16 protein-coding genes are annotated in these 16,041 nt (G+C 69.9%); 11 read left to right on the top strand and 5 right to left on the bottom strand.

Translation table 11 applies throughout. The annotated features are described in order from the left end of the window. Positions 1-8: 8 nt before the first annotated feature. Genes G6N48_RS16320 through G6N48_RS16310 form a run of 3 tightly spaced genes read right to left on the bottom strand, consistent with a single transcriptional unit; the run spans position 9 to position 2,405 of the window. A complete protein-coding gene (locus tag G6N48_RS16320) occupies positions 9-1,046 on the bottom strand; it encodes an LmeA family phospholipid-binding protein (protein ID WP_085271786.1) in 1,038 nt (345 codons plus the stop codon). Further along, positions 1,043-1,873, bottom strand: coding sequence for a carbon-nitrogen hydrolase family protein (locus tag G6N48_RS16315; RefSeq protein ID WP_085271787.1), 831 nt, complete (start codon positions 1,871-1,873; stop codon positions 1,043-1,045). Before G6N48_RS16315 ends, G6N48_RS16320 begins: the two co-directional genes overlap by 4 nt. 22 nt (positions 1,874-1,895) lie before the next feature. Further along, positions 1,896-2,405, bottom strand: a complete 510-nt coding sequence (locus tag G6N48_RS16310) for a DUF2505 domain-containing protein (protein ID WP_085271788.1) — start codon at positions 2,403-2,405, stop codon at positions 1,896-1,898. A 26-nt stretch (positions 2,406-2,431) separates the two neighbouring features. On the opposite strand from G6N48_RS16310, the gene G6N48_RS16305 reads away from it, so the two are divergent. Together G6N48_RS16305 and G6N48_RS16300 are read left to right on the top strand one after the other, a co-directional pair. Continuing rightward, on the top strand, positions 2,432-3,547 hold the full coding sequence (locus G6N48_RS16305; RefSeq protein ID WP_085271789.1) for a UDP-N-acetylmuramate dehydrogenase: 1,116 nt from the start codon (positions 2,432-2,434) through the stop codon (positions 3,545-3,547). Between the two features lie 71 nt (positions 3,548-3,618). Next, positions 3,619-4,965, top strand: a complete 1,347-nt coding sequence (locus G6N48_RS16300) for a L,D-transpeptidase (RefSeq protein ID WP_139826017.1) — start codon at positions 3,619-3,621, stop codon at positions 4,963-4,965. Here the strand turns inward: G6N48_RS16300 and G6N48_RS16295 are convergent. Further along, positions 4,949-5,698, bottom strand: coding sequence for an SDR family oxidoreductase (locus G6N48_RS16295; RefSeq protein WP_085271790.1), 750 nt, complete (start codon positions 5,696-5,698; stop codon positions 4,949-4,951). The two genes, G6N48_RS16300 and G6N48_RS16295, sit on opposite strands and share 17 nt — an antisense overlap. A 256-nt stretch (positions 5,699-5,954) precedes the next feature. Between G6N48_RS16295 and G6N48_RS16290 the strand changes: the two genes are divergently transcribed. The 6 genes from G6N48_RS16290 (at position 5,955) to regX (ending at position 11,966) form a co-directional block, all read left to right on the top strand. Then, positions 5,955-7,184, top strand: a complete 1,230-nt coding sequence (locus tag G6N48_RS16290; protein WP_232066801.1) for an ROK family transcriptional regulator — start codon at positions 5,955-5,957, stop codon at positions 7,182-7,184. Next, positions 7,185-8,519 carry a D-inositol-3-phosphate glycosyltransferase gene (gene mshA, locus G6N48_RS16285; RefSeq protein ID WP_372511307.1) on the top strand — a complete coding sequence of 445 codons (1,335 nt, stop codon included), beginning with the start codon at positions 7,185-7,187 and terminating at the stop codon, positions 8,517-8,519. After that, complete coding sequence (locus G6N48_RS16280) at positions 8,516-9,031, top strand: type III secretion system chaperone family protein (RefSeq protein WP_085271793.1); 516 nt, start codon at positions 8,516-8,518, stop codon at positions 9,029-9,031. The genes mshA and G6N48_RS16280 overlap by 4 nt, the downstream gene beginning before the upstream one ends. Before the next feature lie 21 nt (positions 9,032-9,052). Then, positions 9,053-9,802 carry a phosphoglyceromutase gene (locus tag G6N48_RS16275; RefSeq protein WP_085271794.1) on the top strand — a complete coding sequence of 250 codons (750 nt, stop codon included), beginning with the start codon at positions 9,053-9,055 and terminating at the stop codon, positions 9,800-9,802. Between the two features lie 151 nt (positions 9,803-9,953). Then, a complete protein-coding gene (locus G6N48_RS16270; protein WP_139826018.1) occupies positions 9,954-11,174 on the top strand; it encodes a sensor histidine kinase in 1,221 nt (406 codons plus the stop codon). Between the two features lie 108 nt (positions 11,175-11,282). Beyond that, entirely contained in the window at positions 11,283-11,966 is a 684-nt protein-coding gene (gene regX / locus G6N48_RS16265; protein WP_066917713.1) for a two-component sensory transduction protein RegX, read from the top strand. 81 nt (positions 11,967-12,047) lie between these two features. On the opposite strand, the gene G6N48_RS16260 is transcribed toward regX, so the two are convergent. Beyond that, positions 12,048-12,833 (bottom strand): hypothetical protein, encoded by a 786-nt coding sequence (locus G6N48_RS16260; protein WP_085271796.1) that lies wholly within the window; start codon positions 12,831-12,833, stop codon positions 12,048-12,050. A gap of 283 nt (positions 12,834-13,116) precedes the next feature. On the opposite strand from G6N48_RS16260, the gene G6N48_RS16255 reads away from it, so the two are divergent. From G6N48_RS16255 to G6N48_RS16245, 3 genes are read left to right on the top strand one after another with little or no spacing between them, the layout of a single operon-like run. Then, the gene (locus G6N48_RS16255) at positions 13,117-14,133 is read left to right on the top strand and encodes a Ppx/GppA phosphatase family protein (protein WP_085271797.1); all 1,017 of its coding nucleotides are present in this window, start codon (positions 13,117-13,119) and stop codon (positions 14,131-14,133) included. Continuing rightward, positions 14,130-15,158 (top strand): hypothetical protein, encoded by a 1,029-nt coding sequence (locus G6N48_RS16250; protein ID WP_085271798.1) that lies wholly within the window; start codon positions 14,130-14,132, stop codon positions 15,156-15,158. The genes G6N48_RS16255 and G6N48_RS16250 overlap by 4 nt, the downstream gene beginning before the upstream one ends. A gap of 27 nt (positions 15,159-15,185) precedes the next feature. Next, the gene (locus G6N48_RS16245) at positions 15,186-16,028 is read left to right on the top strand and encodes a sugar phosphate isomerase/epimerase family protein (RefSeq protein WP_085271799.1); all 843 of its coding nucleotides are present in this window, start codon (positions 15,186-15,188) and stop codon (positions 16,026-16,028) included. Positions 16,029-16,041: the final 13 nt, after the last annotated feature.

Here is a 16,041-nt window from a genome sequence, read left to right as displayed (position 1 = left end):
CGGGCGCGTCAGATGTTGGCGAAGCAGGGGTCGTTGTCGTTGCCGCCCGCCGGGATGCTGGCGTTCTGGGTGGAGAAGTGGCTCACCACGCCGGTCTGGGTTACCTGGACGCTGTCCGCGTGGATGCCCAGCGGATAGTTCTTGGTCAGGTTGGAGGTGAAGTCGTCCAGCGTCGACTGGACAGACTCCTTGGGCATCGTGAAGCCCAGCGCGTTGAAGGTCTGAATCTGCAACTGCAGGCCGCTTCCGGACACCACCGGCTTGGCCGTGATGTTGTCCAGCATGCCCTTGAGTTCGATCGTTCCGTCGCTGGGATGAGTGGTCACCGAGTTGGTGACGAACGGACCCAGCACGGGGATGCTGTTCTGCACCGAGTCCTTGATGCCGTCAGAGCTCCAGGTGATGGTCGCGTCCAGGGAGCCGATGGTGCCCTTGGACGTGCCGGTGTCCTTGAGCTGGACGTCCTTGATGTTGATGTCGAGTTTCATGCCTTTGGCGTCGCGGATCTGGTTGCCCGCGGTCGACACCGAGATGTTGGTGAAGTGCTTGGTGGCGAGCTGCCACAACATCAGCGGCGCCACCCCGAACGAGGCGGTCGCTTGGTCCTTCACTTCGCACGCCACCGCCTGGGCGACCTTGCTGTCGGCGACGTGGCGGGCATACAGCTCCGCCCCGACCAGGCCGGCGATCACCAGCGCGACCACGATGATGCAGACCAGCAGGATGGACAGGGGGTCGCGAAGAAAACGCCGCTTCTTCTTCGCCGGCGTCGGGTCCGGGCCGGGGGTGGCGATCTTCTGCGTCGGGCCGTCGGGCGGGAAATTCGGGGGAGCGGTCGGGGGCCGCTGCGCGTTCGGGTGCGGCGCGCCGATGTGGCCGGGCTGATTCGGCACCTGCCCGGCGGGCGGCGGGGGGACGTGGCCCGGTCCGCCGGTGTTGATCCGTTCGGTGGGCCGCTCGGTCGGGGGCTGGCCGAACGGGCCCTGGTTGCCGGGACGGGCCCACGTCGACGGGTCCTGGTTGGGTGGTCCTTGTGGGTTCGTCACCCGACCGATTCTGCCCTATCGATCTGAGCAAAATGTGAGTGGTTGCGCAGCACCGCGATGCTGTCGCGGGCCTGCGAGACCGTGCTGACGTCGATGTCGGCGACGACCAACTGCGGCTGGGAGCCGGCCGACGCGACGACTTGGCCCAGTGGCGACGCCACCAGGCTGCCGCCCACCCCGGTCGGTGCCCCCGAGCTGGTCACGGCCTCGCCAGGGTCGGCCTGACCGGCGGCGGCGACGTAGCTCATCGAGTCCAGGGCGCGGGCCCGCGCCAGCAGCGTCCACTGCTCGAGCTTGCCGGGACCCGACCCCCAGGAGGCGCAGACGACGATCAGCTGGGCGCCGCGGCGGGCCAGCTCGGTGTAGAGGGCGGGGAACCGGATGTCATAGCAAACGCTCAACCCCACCTCGACGTCGTCGACGGTGATCACCACCGGCTGGTGGCCGGGCGCGACGGTGCGCGATTCGGCGAAGCCGAAGGCGTCGTAGAGGTGGATCTTGTCGTAGTGCGCGTCCGGCCCGCTGGGCCGCCCCGGCCCCGCCGCGATCAGCGTGTTGGTCACGCGCCCGTCGCCCGCCGGGCAGAACATCCCGGCGATCACGGTGACACCGGCGTCGGCGGCGATGCGGCGCACGCCGTCGGCCCACGGCCCGTCGACCGGCTCCGCGATCGGCGCCAGCGGGACGCCGAACCGGCACATCGTGGCTTCGGGGAAGACCACCAGCGTCGCGCCCTCGTCGGCGGCGCGTCCGGTGTACTCCCGGACCAGCTCCAGGTTCGCCGCCGGATCACTGCCGCTGAGGATCTGCGCCAACGCGATACGCATGCGGGCCAGCTTAGGCGCGGGCTCAGGCGTTGGCGGCGATCCAGTCCGCGGTCAGGCGTTGTTCCCTGCTGACCAGCTCGCCCAGGTGGGTGCCGATGAGCTTCTCGACCTTGCCGCCGATGATCGGGATCCGCACCTTGACGGTGATGCGGTACGTGAGCCGGGCCCCGCCGGGCTCCGTCGACGACAGTTCGGCGCTGCCCGACACGTCGACCGGAGTGCCCACGATCGTGCCCGCGATGAGGCCCCGCGCCACCCCGTCGGCGAAGGGGTCCCATGTCTCTTCGCGGCGCACACAGAGATCACCCCGGTGCAGTTGCTTGACGAGCGCGTGCAGGTTGTGGCTGCGCACGACCTGCAGCGTGACCACGTCGACGGTGCCGTCGCCGCCGATGCGCATCGAATCCAGTTTCGCCTCGTCGACGGGAATGTCGGCCAGCCTGGCCAGCCAGTAGTCCTCCTCACGGAAGGCCTGATACAGCGTTTCGGCGTTGTCCTCGTAGTCGGCCGACAACTCGAATGAATGCGGCATAGCTGGTCAGGCTACCGTTACGGGCCATGAGACCCAGCGCTGCCGGTCGGCTTCACGCCGGCGCGCAGGTCGCCGAGCAGGCGCCGCTGGCGCCGTTGACGACCCTGCGGATCGGACCCGTGGCGCGGCGGCTCATCACGTGCACCAGCACCGATCACGTCATCGCCGTGCTGCGGGAGCTGGACGGGCGCGACGACGGCGTGGACGAGGCCGTTCTGGTGTTCGCCGGCGGTTCGAATGTGGTGCTCGCCGACTCCCTGACCGGCGTGACCGCCGTGCGGCTGGCCAACGGCGGCATCACCGTCGACGGCAACCTGCTGCGCGCGGAGGCGGGTGCGGTGTGGGACGACGTGGTGGTCCGCAGCATCGAGCACGGCTTGGGGGGGCTGGAGTGCCTGTCCGGCATCCCCGGTTCGGCCGGGGCCACCCCGGTGCAGAACGTCGGGGCGTACGGGGCTGAGGTGTCCGACTGCATCACCCGGGTCCGGGTGCTGGAGCGCGACAGCGGCACGGTGCGCTGGGTACCGGGCAGCGAGCTCGAATTCGGTTATCGGACAAGCATTTTCAAGCACGGCGAGGCCGTCGGGCTGGGACCGGCCCGGGTGGTGCTGGAAGTGGAGTTCGCGCTGGACGCCGCGGGCCGCAGCGCGCCGCTGCGCTATGGGGAGCTGGCAGATGCGCTCGACGTGAGCGCGGGGGAGCGCGCCGAGCCACGGGCGGTCCGCGAAGCGGTGCTGAGGTTGCGCGGCCGCAAGGGCATGGTGCTGGACGCGGCCGATCACGACACGTGGAGTGTGGGCTCGTTCTTCACCAATCCGGTGGTCGCCCCGGACGTCTGCGAGCGGCTGGCGGACACGATCGACGGTCCGGTGCCGCACTATCCGGCCCCGGACGGCGTCAAGCTGGCCGCCGGCTGGCTCGTGGAGCGGGCGGGCTTCGCCAAGGGATATCCCGAGCCGGATCCCGGCGGTCTCGAAGCCCGCTGTCGGCTGTCCACCAAGCATGCGCTGGCGCTCACCAACCGCGGCGGCGCGAACACCGAGGACGTGCTCGCTCTGGCCCGGTTGATCCGGACCCGGGTGCATGACGTGTTTGGTATCACACTGCAGCCGGAACCGGTCCTGCTCGGCTGCAGGCTGTAGCGGCAATCTCGCGGATTGTTGCCCCGACCTCGCATTGTCGCGGCGAGGCGGGTCGCTTTCGCCCGGTATCTTTGGATGTCGTGACCACGCCCAGCGCCCCGCCGCCGATCAACCGGCGCGTGGCTTTGGCGACCCTCGGCCTGGGCGTTTTCGCCCCGGGCCTGCTGGCCGCGTGCGCGGGCACCGCGACGAAACAGGCCGAGAAGAAGGAGCCGCCGGCGCCGCAGCTGACCTACCAGCCGGCCCTGAACACCCCGGCGGCCGACAACGTGGTGCCGATCGCGCCCATCAGCGTCCAGGTCAGCGAAGGCTGGTTCCAGCACGTCACGCTGACGAACTCGTCCGGCAAGGCGGTTGCCGGCACGTTCAACCAGGACCGCACGGTCTACACGACCACCGAGCCGCTGGGCTACGACTCCACCTACACGTGGAGCGGCGCGGCGGTCGGCCACAACGGCAAGGCCGTGCCCGTGTCCGGGAAGTTCACCACCGTCTCGCCCACCAAGAAGGTCGGTGGGCAGTTCCAGCTGGCCGACGGTCAGACCGTCGGGGTGGCCGCGCCGGTGATCATCCAGTTCGATTCGACCATCAGCGACAAGGCCGCCGTCGAGAAGGCGCTCGCCGTCACCACCGACCCGCCGGTCGAGGGCAGCTGGGCCTGGCTGCCCGACGAGTCGCAGGGGGCCCGGGTGCACTGGCGGCCGCGCGAGTACTACCCGGCCGGGACCACGGTGAACGTCGACGCCAAGCTGTACGGGCTGCCGTTCGGCGACGGCGCTTACGGAGCCGACGACATCTCGCTGCGCATTCAGATCGGCCGGCGGCAGGTGGTGAAGGCGGAGGTGTCGTCGCACCGGATCCAGGTCGTCACCGACGCGGGCGTCATCATGGACTTCCCGTGCAGCTACGGCGAGGCCGACAAGGCCCGCAACGTCACGCGCAACGGCATCCACGTGGTCACCGAGAAGTACGCCGACTTCTACATGTCCAACCCGGCCGCCGGCTACACCAACGCCCACGAACGGTGGGCGGTGCGGATCTCCAACAACGGCGAATTCATCCACGCCAACCCGTCGAGTGCGGGCGCGCAGGGCAACAGCAACGTCACCAACGGCTGCATCAACCTCTCGACAGGCGACGCCGAGGAGTACTACCACTCCGCGATCTACGGTGACCCGGTCGAGGTGACCGGCAGCACCATCCAGCTGTCCTACGCCGACGGCGACATCTGGGACTGGGCCGTGGACTGGGACACCTGGGTCGCGATGTCGGCGCTGCCGCCGCCGAAGGCGCACGCGCCGTCGACTCAGATCCCCGTCACCGCGCCGGTCACCCCGACGGACGCGCCGACGCTGTCGGGCACGCCGACCACGACGACGACCACCTCTTCGAGCCCGGTGCCTAGCCCCGGCGGTTGAACCGGGACGCGCTGGCCTGGTCGCGGGGCCGGATGACAACCAAGTCCAGGTCGACGTGCGAGGGCCGGGAGGCCACGAATCCGATCACCTCGGCGATGTCGCCCGCCGTCAGCGGGGTGATGCCGGTATAGACGTCGTCCGCGCGCTTTTCGTCGCCGTCGAATCGCACCAGCGAGAACTCGGTCTCGACCGCACCGGGCGCGATCTCGGTGAGCCGCACCGGTTTTCCCAGCAACTCGCCGCGCAGCGTGCGGTGCAGCGCGCCCTGGGCATGCTTGGCCGCCGTGTACCCGGCGCCGCCGTCGTAGGTTTCCAGCGCCGCGATCGAGGTGACGGTGACGATCAGCCCGTCGCCGGAGTCGATCAGCCGTGGCAGCAGCGCGCGGGTGACCCGCAGCGTGCCCAGCACATTGGTCTCCCACATCCACCGCCAGTGCTCGAGGTCGGCGTCGGCAACGAATTCCAGGCCCCGTGCGCCCCCGGCGTTGTTGACCAGCACGTCGACCCGCCCCAACGCGGCCGACAGGGAGTCGACCGCGGCGTCGTCTGTGACATCCGCCACAATCGCGGTGCCGCCGATCTCGTCGGCCAGCGCCTGGATGCGCTGTGCGCGCCGCGCCACCGCGACCACGTGAAAGCCCTGTGCGGCAAGGGTTCTCGCGGTCGCCTCGCCGATTCCGGAACTCGCACCGGTGACCACGGCGACGCGTTCATTCCTGCCAATTGCAACCATCGCAGCAACTCTAGTAATCATGCTAGGTTTTTGGTGTGCACCCCAGCGCCTTGTTCAACACGACGGTCGCGTGTCGCTTCGCGGCACGTGCGTGTTGTTGCCGCGCACTTTGCCGCTCCTGATTTCAGGCGTGGCCAAGGACCGGCCAGCAGAACTCGGACAAAGGACGCACGTGCGCTCGAACACTCTTACCCCCTCCCACCGTTCGCCTAACCGCGCAGCCGGCCAGACGGGCAATCGGCGATCTCGCCCCCAGATCCTGCCGCCGGCGCTGCATATTCCCGACTCCGCGGCGGCGTCGGTCTTCCGGGCCGTCCGGCTGCACGGCCCCGTCGGCCGCGACGTCATCGCCAGGGTCACCTCCCTGAGCATCGCGACGGTCAACCGCCAGGTCATCGCCCTGCTCGACGCCGGGCTGCTGCGGGAGCGCGCCGACCTCGCCGTCTCCGGCGCGATCGGTCGCCCGCGCGTGCCGGTGGAGATCAACCACGAGCCCTTCGTGACCCTGGGCATCCACATCGGGGCCAAGACCACCAGCATCGTGGCCACCGACCTGTTCGGCCGCACACTTGACACGGTCGAGACACCGACGCCGCTCAGCCCCGCCGGTCCCGCGCTGGCCTCGCTGGCCGAGAGCGCGGGGCGCTACCTGCAGCGCTGGCACCGGCGCCGCCCGCTGTGGGTGGGGGTGGCCATCGGTGGCACGGTCGACGGCGCCACCGGGCACGTCGACCACCCCCGACTGGGCTGGCGGCAGGCGCCCGTCGGTCCGGTGCTGGCCGACGCGCTGCACCTGCCGGTATCGGTGGCCTCCCACGTCGACGCCATGGCCGGCGCCGAGCTGCTCCTGGGCATGCGCCGATTTCGGCCGAGCTCGCCGACCAGTCTGTACGTCTACGCCCGCGAGACCGTGGGCTATGCGTTGGTGATCGGCGGGCGGGTGCACTGCCCGGCCAGCGGCCCCGGCACCATCGCGACCCTGCCCGCCTATTCCGAATTGCTCGGCGGCACAGGCCAATTGGAATCGACCGTGAGCGACGAGGCCGTCCTGGCCGCCGCCCGCAGGCTCAAGGTCGTCCCCGGCGGCCCCGCGGGCCGCGCCACCACCGGCGTCACCGATCTGGTGCGGGTGGCCCGGGCCGGCAACCCGCAGGCCCAAGAGCTGCTGGCGGAGCGCGCCCGTGTCCTCGGCGAGGCGGTCGCCCTGCTGCGCGACATGCTCAACCCCGACGAACTGGTGGTCGGCGGCCAGGCCTTCACCGAGTACCCGGAGGCCATGGAGCACGTCGAGCGGGCGTTCGCCGCGCGCTCGGTGCTCTCGCCGCGCGACATCCGCGTCACCGCCTTCGGCAACCGCGTCCAGGAGGCCGGGGCCGGGACGGTGTCGCTGGGTGGGCTGTACGCCAACCCGCTGGGTGCGATGCGCCGCGCGGGGGCGCTGGACGCGCCGCTGCGCGACGTCCCCGCCGACGAGTCGTCGGCGTGAATCGCCCGCGCAGCCTGCGCGCTTGATAGGGCGCTCGGGCCGTCCTGTAAAGATGAAAGTGTGCGGCACGATGACGTCTTCCGGCTGAATGACCCGCGCCGCGTAGCGGTGCTGGCGGTGCACACCTCGCCGCTGGCCCAGCCCGGCACCGGCGACGCCGGCGGCATGAACGTGTACGTCCTGCAAACCGCGCTGCACCTGGCCCGGCGTGGCATCGAGGTGGAAATCTTCACCCGGGCGACCGCCTCGGCCGACCCGCCGGTGGCGCGGGTGGCGCCCCGCGTCCTGGTGCGCAACGTGGTGGCCGGGCCGTTCGAGGGCCTCGACAAATATGACCTGCCCACCCAGCTGTGCGCCTTTGCCGCGGGCGTGCTCCGCGCCGAGGCCTCCCACGAGCCCGGCTACTACGACATCGTGCACTCGCATTACTGGCTGTCCGGGCAGGTCGGCTGGTTGGCACGCGACCGCTGGGCCGTGCCGCTGGTCCACACCGCGCACACGCTGGCTGCCGTCAAGAACGCGGCTCTGGCCGACGGGGACGCCCCCGAGCCACCGCTGCGGACGGTGGGGGAGCAGCAGGTGGTCGACGAGGCGGACCGGCTGATCGTCAACACCGCCGACGAGGCCAAGCAGCTGATCTCCCTGCACAACGCCGACCCGGCGCGCATCGACGTGGTCCACCCGGGCGTGGACCTCGAGACGTTCAGGCCGGGCGACCGTCGCGCCGCCCGGGCGGCGCTGGGCCTGCCGCCCGGCGAGAAGGTCGTGGCGTTCGTCGGACGGATCCAGCCGCTGAAGGCACCCGACATCGTGTTGCGGGCAGCCGCGAAGCTGCCGGGTGTGCGCGTCGTCGTGGCCGGTGGTCCGTCGGGCAGCGGCCGGTCGTCCCCCGACGGGCTGGTCCGCCTCGCCGGCGAACTCGGGATCGCGGCCCGGGTGACGTTCCTGCCGCCGCAGTCCCGCGAAAATCTCACCACCCTGTTCCGGGCCGCGGATCTGGTTGCCGTGCCGAGCTATTCGGAGTCGTTCGGCCTGGTGGCGCTCGAGGCGCAGGCGTGCGGCACCCCCGTCGTCGCGGCCGCGGTGGGCGGCCTGCCGGTGGCGGTGCGCGACGGGGTCACCGGCACGCTGGTGCCCGGGCACGATGTCGAGCACTGGGCACACGCGCTCGACCGGCTGCTGCGCCTGCGCGCCCCGCAGGCTGGGGCGATGAGCCGCGCGGCGGCGGAGCATGCGTCAAAGTTTTCCTGGGACAACACCACCGACGCGCTGCTGGCCAGCTACCGGCGCGCGATCGGGGACTTCCGGGCCGAGCGCCAGGGGATGGGTGCATGAACTCCACAGTCGAAGCCGTCATCGAGGGTGCGTTGCAGGCGAGCGACCTCAACTACTCGAAACAGGCTGGGGCACACGGTGGCCCGTCGGGCCTGGTGGTGGAGCTGCCCGGTGAGCGGAAGCTGAAGACCAACACCATTTTGAGCATCGGCGAACACTCGGTGCGCGTCGAGGCCTTCGTGTGCCGCAAGCCCGACGAGAACCACGAGGGCGTCTACCGGTTCCTGCTCAAACGCAACCGCCGGCTCTACGGTGTGGCCTACACGCTGGACAACGTCGGCGACATCTACCTGGTGGGCCGGATGTCGCTGGCCTCGGTCGACGCCGACGAGATCGACCGAGTGCTCGGGCAGGTGCTCGAGGCGGTCGACTCCGACTTCAATACGTTGCTGGAGTTGGGCTTTCGTTCGTCGATCCAGAAGGAGTGGGAGTGGCGGGTGTCTCGCGGCGAATCGCTGAAGAACCTGCAGGCGTTCGCGCATCTGATCGACGAGGACGACCAAGACGACTGAGCCCGTGAGAGAATTACCGCCATGGGTGAAACGGCCACGTTGGTGCTACTGCGCCACGGTGAGAGCGAATGGAACGCCAGCAACCAGTTCACCGGCTGGGTCGACGTCGACCTGACCGAGAAGGGCCGCGCCGAGGCGGTGCGCAGCGGCGAGTTGATGGCCGAAAGCGACCTGTTGCCCGACGTCCTGTACACCTCCCTGCTGCGCCGCGCGATCACCACCGCCCACCTGGCGCTGGACACCGCCGACCGGCTGTGGATCCCGGTGCGGCGCAGTTGGCGGCTCAACGAGCGGCACTACGGGGCGCTGCAGGGGCTGAACAAGGCCGAGACCAAAGCCCGCTACGGCGACGAGCAGTTCATGGCGTGGCGGCGCAGCTATGACACGCCGCCACCGCCGATCGAGAGGGGCAGCCGCTACAGCCAGGACTCCGACCCCCGCTACGCGAACATCGGCGGCGGCCCGCTTACCGAGTGCCTGGCCGACGTGGTCGCCCGGTTCCTGCCGTACTTCACCGACGTGGTCGTCCCGGATCTGCGGTCTGGCAAGACGGTGCTGATGGTCGCACACGGGAACTCCCTGCGCGCCCTGGTCAAATATCTCGACGGGATGTCCGACGAGGCGGTGGTCGACTTGAACATCCCGACCGGTATCCCGCTGCGCTACGACCTCGACGGCGACCTGCGGCCGGTGGTCCCGGGCGGCACCTACCTCGATCCGGAGGCGGCGGCCGTGGGTGCCGCCGCGGTCGCGGGCCAGGGGCGCGGCTGAGGGGGTTGCCGGCCGGCGGCGCGGGTTAAAGGCACTCTTGCCAAACATTCCGTGAACGCGAGCGGAACACCTGTGGCTCAGGATGTGACTTGTCCGATTTTGGCCTCGTTCCGCTAGGGCGGCGTTCAGGAAGATTTGTAGGATTTGCTATGTGACTGTGTTCTCGGCGCTGTTGCTGGCCGGGGTTTTGTCGGTCGTCGCGCTGGCCGCAGGTGTTGCGGCCGGGAGGCGGCTGTCATCTCGGGCGGTGCAACACCGTCAGCAGACGACCACTGAGTGGAGCGGAATCACAGTCGCCCAGATGCTGCAACGGATCGTGGCCCTGATGCCGATGGGAGCCGCGGTCGTGGACTCGCACCGCGACGTCGTCTACCTCAACGAACGGGCCAGGGAACTGGGCTTGGTCCGCGACCGGCAGCTCGACGACCAGGCCTGGCAGGCGGCCCAGCAGGCGCTCGCCGGGGTGGTGGCGGAGTTCGACCTGCGGCCCGCGAAACGCGCACCGGGCCGGTCCGGGCTGTCGGTGCACGGGCAGGCCCGACTGCTCAGCGAAGAAGACCGGCGGTTCGCGGTGGTGTTCGTCCACGACCAGTCCGACTACGCGCGCATGGAGGCGACGCGGCGCGACTTCGTGGCCAACGTCAGCCACGAGCTCAAAACCCCGGTCGGGGCCATGGCGCTGCTGGCCGAGGCGCTGCTGGCGTCGGCCGACGACTCCGAAACCGTGCGGCGATTCGCCGAGAAGGTGCTCGTGGAGGCCAACCGGCTGGGCGACATGGTCGCCGAGCTTATCGAGCTGTCTCGGCTGCAGGGCGCAGAACGGCTGCCCAACGTCACCGAGGTCGAGGTGGACACCGTTGTGTCCGAAGCGATTTCGCGCCACAAGGTGGCTGCCGACAACGCCGACATCGAGATCCGCACCGACTCCCCGGCCGGCTTGCGGGTCCTGGGTGACGAGACCCTGCTGGTGACCGCATTGGCGAACCTGGTCTCCAACGCGATCGCGTACTCGCCTCCGGGGTCGCCGGTATCGATCAGCCGTCGTCGCCGCGGCGACAACATCGAGATCGCCGTCACCGACCGCGGCATCGGGATCGCCCTGGAAGACCAGGAGCGCGTCTTCGAGCGGTTCTTCCGCGGCGACAAGGCGCGGTCCCGCGCCACCGGGGGCAGCGGGCTGGGCCTGGCCATCGTCAAACACGTCGCGGCCAACCACAACGGCAGCATCGGTGTGTGGAGCAAGCCCGGAACCGGGTCGACCTTCACCCTGTCCATCCCCGCCTTCAAGGACGGCGACGAGGTAAACGAGCCACAGCGGGGTCGTGAGGTGCGGCCCAGCAGGCCCCACAGAGAGGAAGAATTGAGTCGATGACGCGCGCTGACGACGCTGCAGAGCGAAGCGATGAGGATGAGAAGGAGTGGCGCCGATGACGCGCGCCTACGACGATGCAGAGCGCAGCGATGAGAAGGAGTGGCGCCGATGACCAGCGTGCTTATCGTGGAGGATGAGGAGTCGCTGGCTGATCCGCTGGCATTCCTGCTCCGCAAGGAGGGCTTCGAGGCCACGGTGATGACCGACGGCCCCGCCGCGCTGGCCGAGTTCGACCGCGCCGGCGCCGACATCGTCTTGCTTGACCTCATGCTCCCGGGCATGTCGGGCACCGACGTGTGCAAGCAGCTGCGCGCGCGCTCCAGCGTGCCGGTGATCATGGTGACCGCCCGCGACAGTGAGATCGACAAGGTGGTGGGGCTCGAGCTCGGCGCGGACGACTACGTGACCAAGCCGTATTCGGCGCGCGAGTTGATCGCCCGGATCCGCGCGGTGCTGCGCCGCGGGGGCGACGACGACTCCGAGATCAGCGACGGGGTGCTGGAGTCCGGCCCGGTGCGGATGGACGTCGAGCGGCACGTCGTCTCCGTCAACGGCGACACGATCACGTTGCCGCTCAAGGAGTTCGACTTGCTCGAGTACCTGATGCGCAACAGTGGCCGGGTGCTGACCCGCGGACAGCTGATCGACCGGGTCTGGGGCGCGGACTACGTGGGCGACACCAAGACGCTCGACGTGCACGTCAAGCGCCTGCGCTCCAAGATCGAGGCCGACCCGGCCAACCCCGTGCACCTGGTCACGGTGCGCGGGCTGGGCTACAAGCTCGAGGGTTAGCCGACACCGCCCAGCCGGTCTGCCGGCCGCCCGGAATCGACGGCTGCGCGCTCAGCTTGGGGCACGCGACCCGAACGGGGGCTACTCGGCGATCCGGGTCGCCGGGTGCACCGCTACGAGCCCCAACTTGCTGCGACGCTTGCACATCGCCGCCAGCTCCGCGTAGGCCTTCGCGCCGAGCAGTTCGGTGAGTTCGTCGGCCATGCTCTCCCACACCTGGGTGGCCCCGACGTGGGCGCCCGGGTCGCCGGTGCAATACCAGTGCAGGTCGGCCCCACCGGAGCCCCACCCGCGGCGGTCGTATTCCGTCACAGTGGTTTTCAGGATCTCGGTGCCGTCGGGCCGGGTCACCCACTCCTGGCTGCGCCGAATCGGCAGTTGCCAGCACACGTCGGGCTTCATGGTCAGCGGCGGCACGCCCAGCTCGACGGCCTTGATGTGCAGGGCACAGCCCGCGCCCGCGGGAAAACCCGGCCGGTTCAAAAAGATGCAGGCGTCCTTGTGTTTGCGGGTGCGGTACTGAGGCTGGCCGTCGTGCTCGTCGAGTTCCAGGTATCCCTTGCGGCTCAAGCCCTTTTCCCGGAATTGCCAATCGTCGGCGGACAGCTGCCGCACGGCGTCGTCCAACCGCGCGCGATCGTCGTCGTCGGACAAAAACGCGCCGTGCGAACAACATCCGTCGTCCGGGCGCCCCGCCACCGTGCCGTGACAGGCGGGGGTGCCGAACACGCACGTCCACCGCGACAGCAGCCAGGTGAGGTCCGCCGCGATCAGGTGCTCGGGATTGTCCGGGTCGTAGAACTCCACCCATTCACGGGCGAAGTCCAGCTCGACCTCCTGGCCCGGCCCCGGGTGTGAATCCGCCACGGATCCACGTTAGCCCAAGGTTTGGGGCCTTCGGCCCGACCGACGCGCGGGGCCACGCCTTCGAGGGGGGGCCAAACGCGGCCCGCATCGTCACACGGCGGTGCTGGACTGTCGTGTTCCTCAGCGGGCCAAACGCGGCCCGCATCGTCACACGACGGTGTGGGATCGTCGTGTTCCTCAGCGGGCCAAACGCGGCCCGCATCGTCACACGACGGTGTGGGATCGTCGTGTTCCTCAGCGGGCCAAACGCGGCCCGCATCGTCACACGACTAGGTTGTTCGTTGTGCGATTGGGCGTTCTCGACGTGGGTAGCAACACGGTGCATCTGCTCGTCGTCGATGCCCACCGCGGCGGGCATCCGACGCCGATGAGTTCGACGAAAGCCACGCTGCGGCTGGCCGAGTCGATCGACGGTTCGGGCAAGCTCACCAAACGCGGCGCGGAGAAGCTGATCTCCACCATCGACGAGTTCGCCAAGATCGCCGACAGTTCAGGCTGCGCCGAGCTGATGGCCTTCGCCACATCGGCTGTGCGCGACGCCGAGAACTCCGACGACGTGCTGGCCCGGGTGCGCAAAGAGACCGGCGTCGAGTTACAGGTTCTCGACGGGGTGGCCGAGTCGAGGCTGACCTTCCTGGCGGTGCGCCGCTGGTACGGGTGGAGCGCCGGCCGGATCATCAACCTCGACATCGGCGGCGGGTCGCTGGAGATGTCCAGCGGCGTCGACGAGGAGCCCGAGGTCGCGCTGTCGCTGCCGCTGGGCGCCGGCAGGCTGACCCGCGAATGGCTGCCCGACGACCCGCCCGGCCGCCGCCGCGTGGCGATGCTGCGCGACTGGTTGGACGCCGAGCTGTCGGACGCCAGCATGACCGTGCTGGACGCCGGTGCCCCCGACCTCGCGGTGGCCACCTCCAAGACGTTCCGGTCTTTGGCGCGGCTGACCGGTGCGGCGCCGTCGGCCGCCGGGCCCCGGGTCAAACGGACGCTCACAGCAAACGGTCTCAGGCAACTCATATCTTTCATCTCTAGGATGACCACCGCTGATCGCGCAGAACTGGAGGGGGTGAGCGCCGAGCGGGCGCCGCAGATCGTGGCGGGTGCCCTGGTGGCGGAGGCGAGCATGCGAGCGTTGTCGATCGAATCGGTGGATATCTGCCCGTGGGCGTTACGGGAAGGTCTCATCTTGCGCAAACTCGACAGCGAAGCCGACGGAACCGCCCTCATGGAGCCCGCCAAAGGCGATGCTGGAGGTTCAGCAGTTGATCGGGACGGCAACCGATCGAGAGGCGACAAATCATGACGGGACCGCATTCCGACACCGACAGCACCCGGCCTATCTCGGTCGCCGAGCTACTGGCCAGGAATGGGACCATCGGCGCTCCGGCGGTCACCCGCCGCCGGCGCCGCCGGCGCGGCGACAGCGACGCGGTCACCGTCGCCGAGCTGACCGGCGAGATCCCCGTCATCCGCGACGACGAGCACCACGAGCACCACGAGCACCGCGAGACCGGCCCGGACACCGCCACCGCGGTCGAGGCACCCGCACCCGCCGCCGAAGCGCACGCACCCGCCGCCGAAGCGCACGCACCCGCCGAAGCCCCCGCGCACGACCTCGCCCACGAACAGGAGAACCGCTCGTCGACCGCGTACTGGTCCGAGCCCGAGCCGCGCTGGCCCAAGTCGCCGCCGCAGCCGCACCGGGCGTCGGGGCCCGAGCGCAGCGCCTACCCACTCCCGCAGCGCCGCGCCGAGCCGGACGAGAAGTCCGACCGGCCGGGGCAGGCCGCCGGCGCCGAGGACATGAGTCCCGACCCGGTGGACGCCTACGCCGACATGCCTGTGGACGTGATGGACTCCGAGGTGCGCGACGCCGACCTCACGGCGGAGGATTCGGCGTACGTCCGCTCCTACCTGCAGGGCCTGGATTCGACCCTGGCGAACGGGCACGACCTCGACGGCGGCGGCGCGGACTGGGGCATTGCGGCGCCTTCCGCAAAACCGCGCCTCGCAGACGACCAAGGGGGCGACGCTGCCGAGGGCCGTCCGGCCCCGGGCCGGTTCGAAGCGCTGTGGCGCGCCGGCCTGGTCGTATTCCAGTCGATGCTGGCCGTCGCGTTCGGGGCCGGGCTGTTCGTGGCGTTCGACCAGCTGTGGCGCTGGAACAGCATCGTTGCGCTGGTGCTGTCGGTGCTGGTCATCCTGGGCCTCGTCGTCGGGGTGCGGGTCGTCCGCAAGACCGAGGACATCACCAGCACGCTGATCGCGGTCGCTGTGGGCGCCCTGATCACCCTGGGGCCCCTGGCGCTGTCCTTGCAGTCGGGCTAGGCGCACCTACTCAAGAACCCCAGACAGTTGCGCCCATCAATCAAAGTCGGCCTCTCCACGGCCTCCGTGTATCCGCTGCGGGCCGAGGCCGCGTTCGAGTACGCGGCGCGCCTGGGCTACGACGGCGTCGAACTGATGGTGTGGAGCGAATCGGTCAGCCAGGACATCGACGCGGTGGAGAAGCTGTCCCGGCGCTACCGCGTGCCGGTGCTGTCCGTGCACGCCCCCTGCCTGCTGATCTCGCAGCGGGTGTGGGGCGCCAACCCCATCCCCAAGCTGGAACGCAGCGTGCGGGCCGCCGAGCAACTGGGCGCCCAGACCGTCGTCGTGCACCCGCCGTTCCGCTGGCAGCGGCGCTACGCGGAGGGATTCAGCGAGCAGGTCATGGAGCTGGAGGCGTCCAGCGACGTGCTGGTGGCCGTCGAGAACATGTTTCCGTTCCGCGCGGACCGGTTCTTCGGGGCCGGCCAGTCGCGTGAACGCATGCGCAAGCGGGGCGGCGGTCCCGGCCCGGCGATCTCGGCGTTCGCGCCGTCCTACGACCCGCTGGACGGCAACCACGCCCACTACACGCTGGACCTGTCCCACACCTCCACCGCGGGCACCGACGCCCTGGACATGGCGGAGCGGATGGGCGCGGGGCTGGTGCACCTGCACCTGTGCGACGGCAGCGGCCTGCCCGCCGACGAGCATCTGGTGCCGGGGCGCGGCACGCAACCCACCGCCGAGGTGTGCCAGATGCTGGCCGGCGGTCACTTCGCGGGGCACGTCATCCTGGAGGTGTCCACCTCGAGCGCCCGTTCGGCCGGCGAGCGCGAAACCATGCTCACCCAGTCGCTGCAGTTTGCCCGCACACACCTGCTGCGCTGACGTACCCAGGAGA

This window comes from Mycobacterium parmense, assembly GCF_010730575.1.
Lineage (GTDB): Bacteria > Actinomycetota > Actinomycetes > Mycobacteriales > Mycobacteriaceae > Mycobacterium > Mycobacterium parmense.
This window is presented reverse-complemented; position numbering and strand designations above follow the sequence as displayed.

What these genes read in the sequence shown, in the direction of transcription:
- G6N48_RS16315 (WP_085271787.1), bottom strand. Translation starts at nt 1,873, where the DNA reads ATGCGTATCGCGTTGGCGCAGATCCTCAGCGGCAGTGATCCGGCGGCG.
- G6N48_RS16310 (WP_085271788.1), bottom strand. Translation starts at nt 2,405, where the DNA reads ATGCCGCATTCATTCGAGTTGTCGGCCGACTACGAGGACAACGCCGAA.
- G6N48_RS16305 (WP_085271789.1), top strand. Translation starts at nt 2,432, where the DNA reads ATGAGACCCAGCGCTGCCGGTCGGCTTCACGCCGGCGCGCAGGTCGCC.
- G6N48_RS16295 (WP_085271790.1), bottom strand. Translation starts at nt 5,698, where the DNA reads ATGGTTGCAATTGGCAGGAATGAACGCGTCGCCGTGGTCACCGGTGCG.
- G6N48_RS16280 (WP_085271793.1), top strand. Translation starts at nt 8,516, where the DNA reads ATGAACTCCACAGTCGAAGCCGTCATCGAGGGTGCGTTGCAGGCGAGC.
- G6N48_RS16275 (WP_085271794.1), top strand. Translation starts at nt 9,053, where the DNA reads ATGGGTGAAACGGCCACGTTGGTGCTACTGCGCCACGGTGAGAGCGAA.
- regX (WP_066917713.1), top strand. Translation starts at nt 11,283, where the DNA reads ATGACCAGCGTGCTTATCGTGGAGGATGAGGAGTCGCTGGCTGATCCG.
- G6N48_RS16250 (WP_085271798.1), top strand. Translation starts at nt 14,130, where the DNA reads ATGACGGGACCGCATTCCGACACCGACAGCACCCGGCCTATCTCGGTC.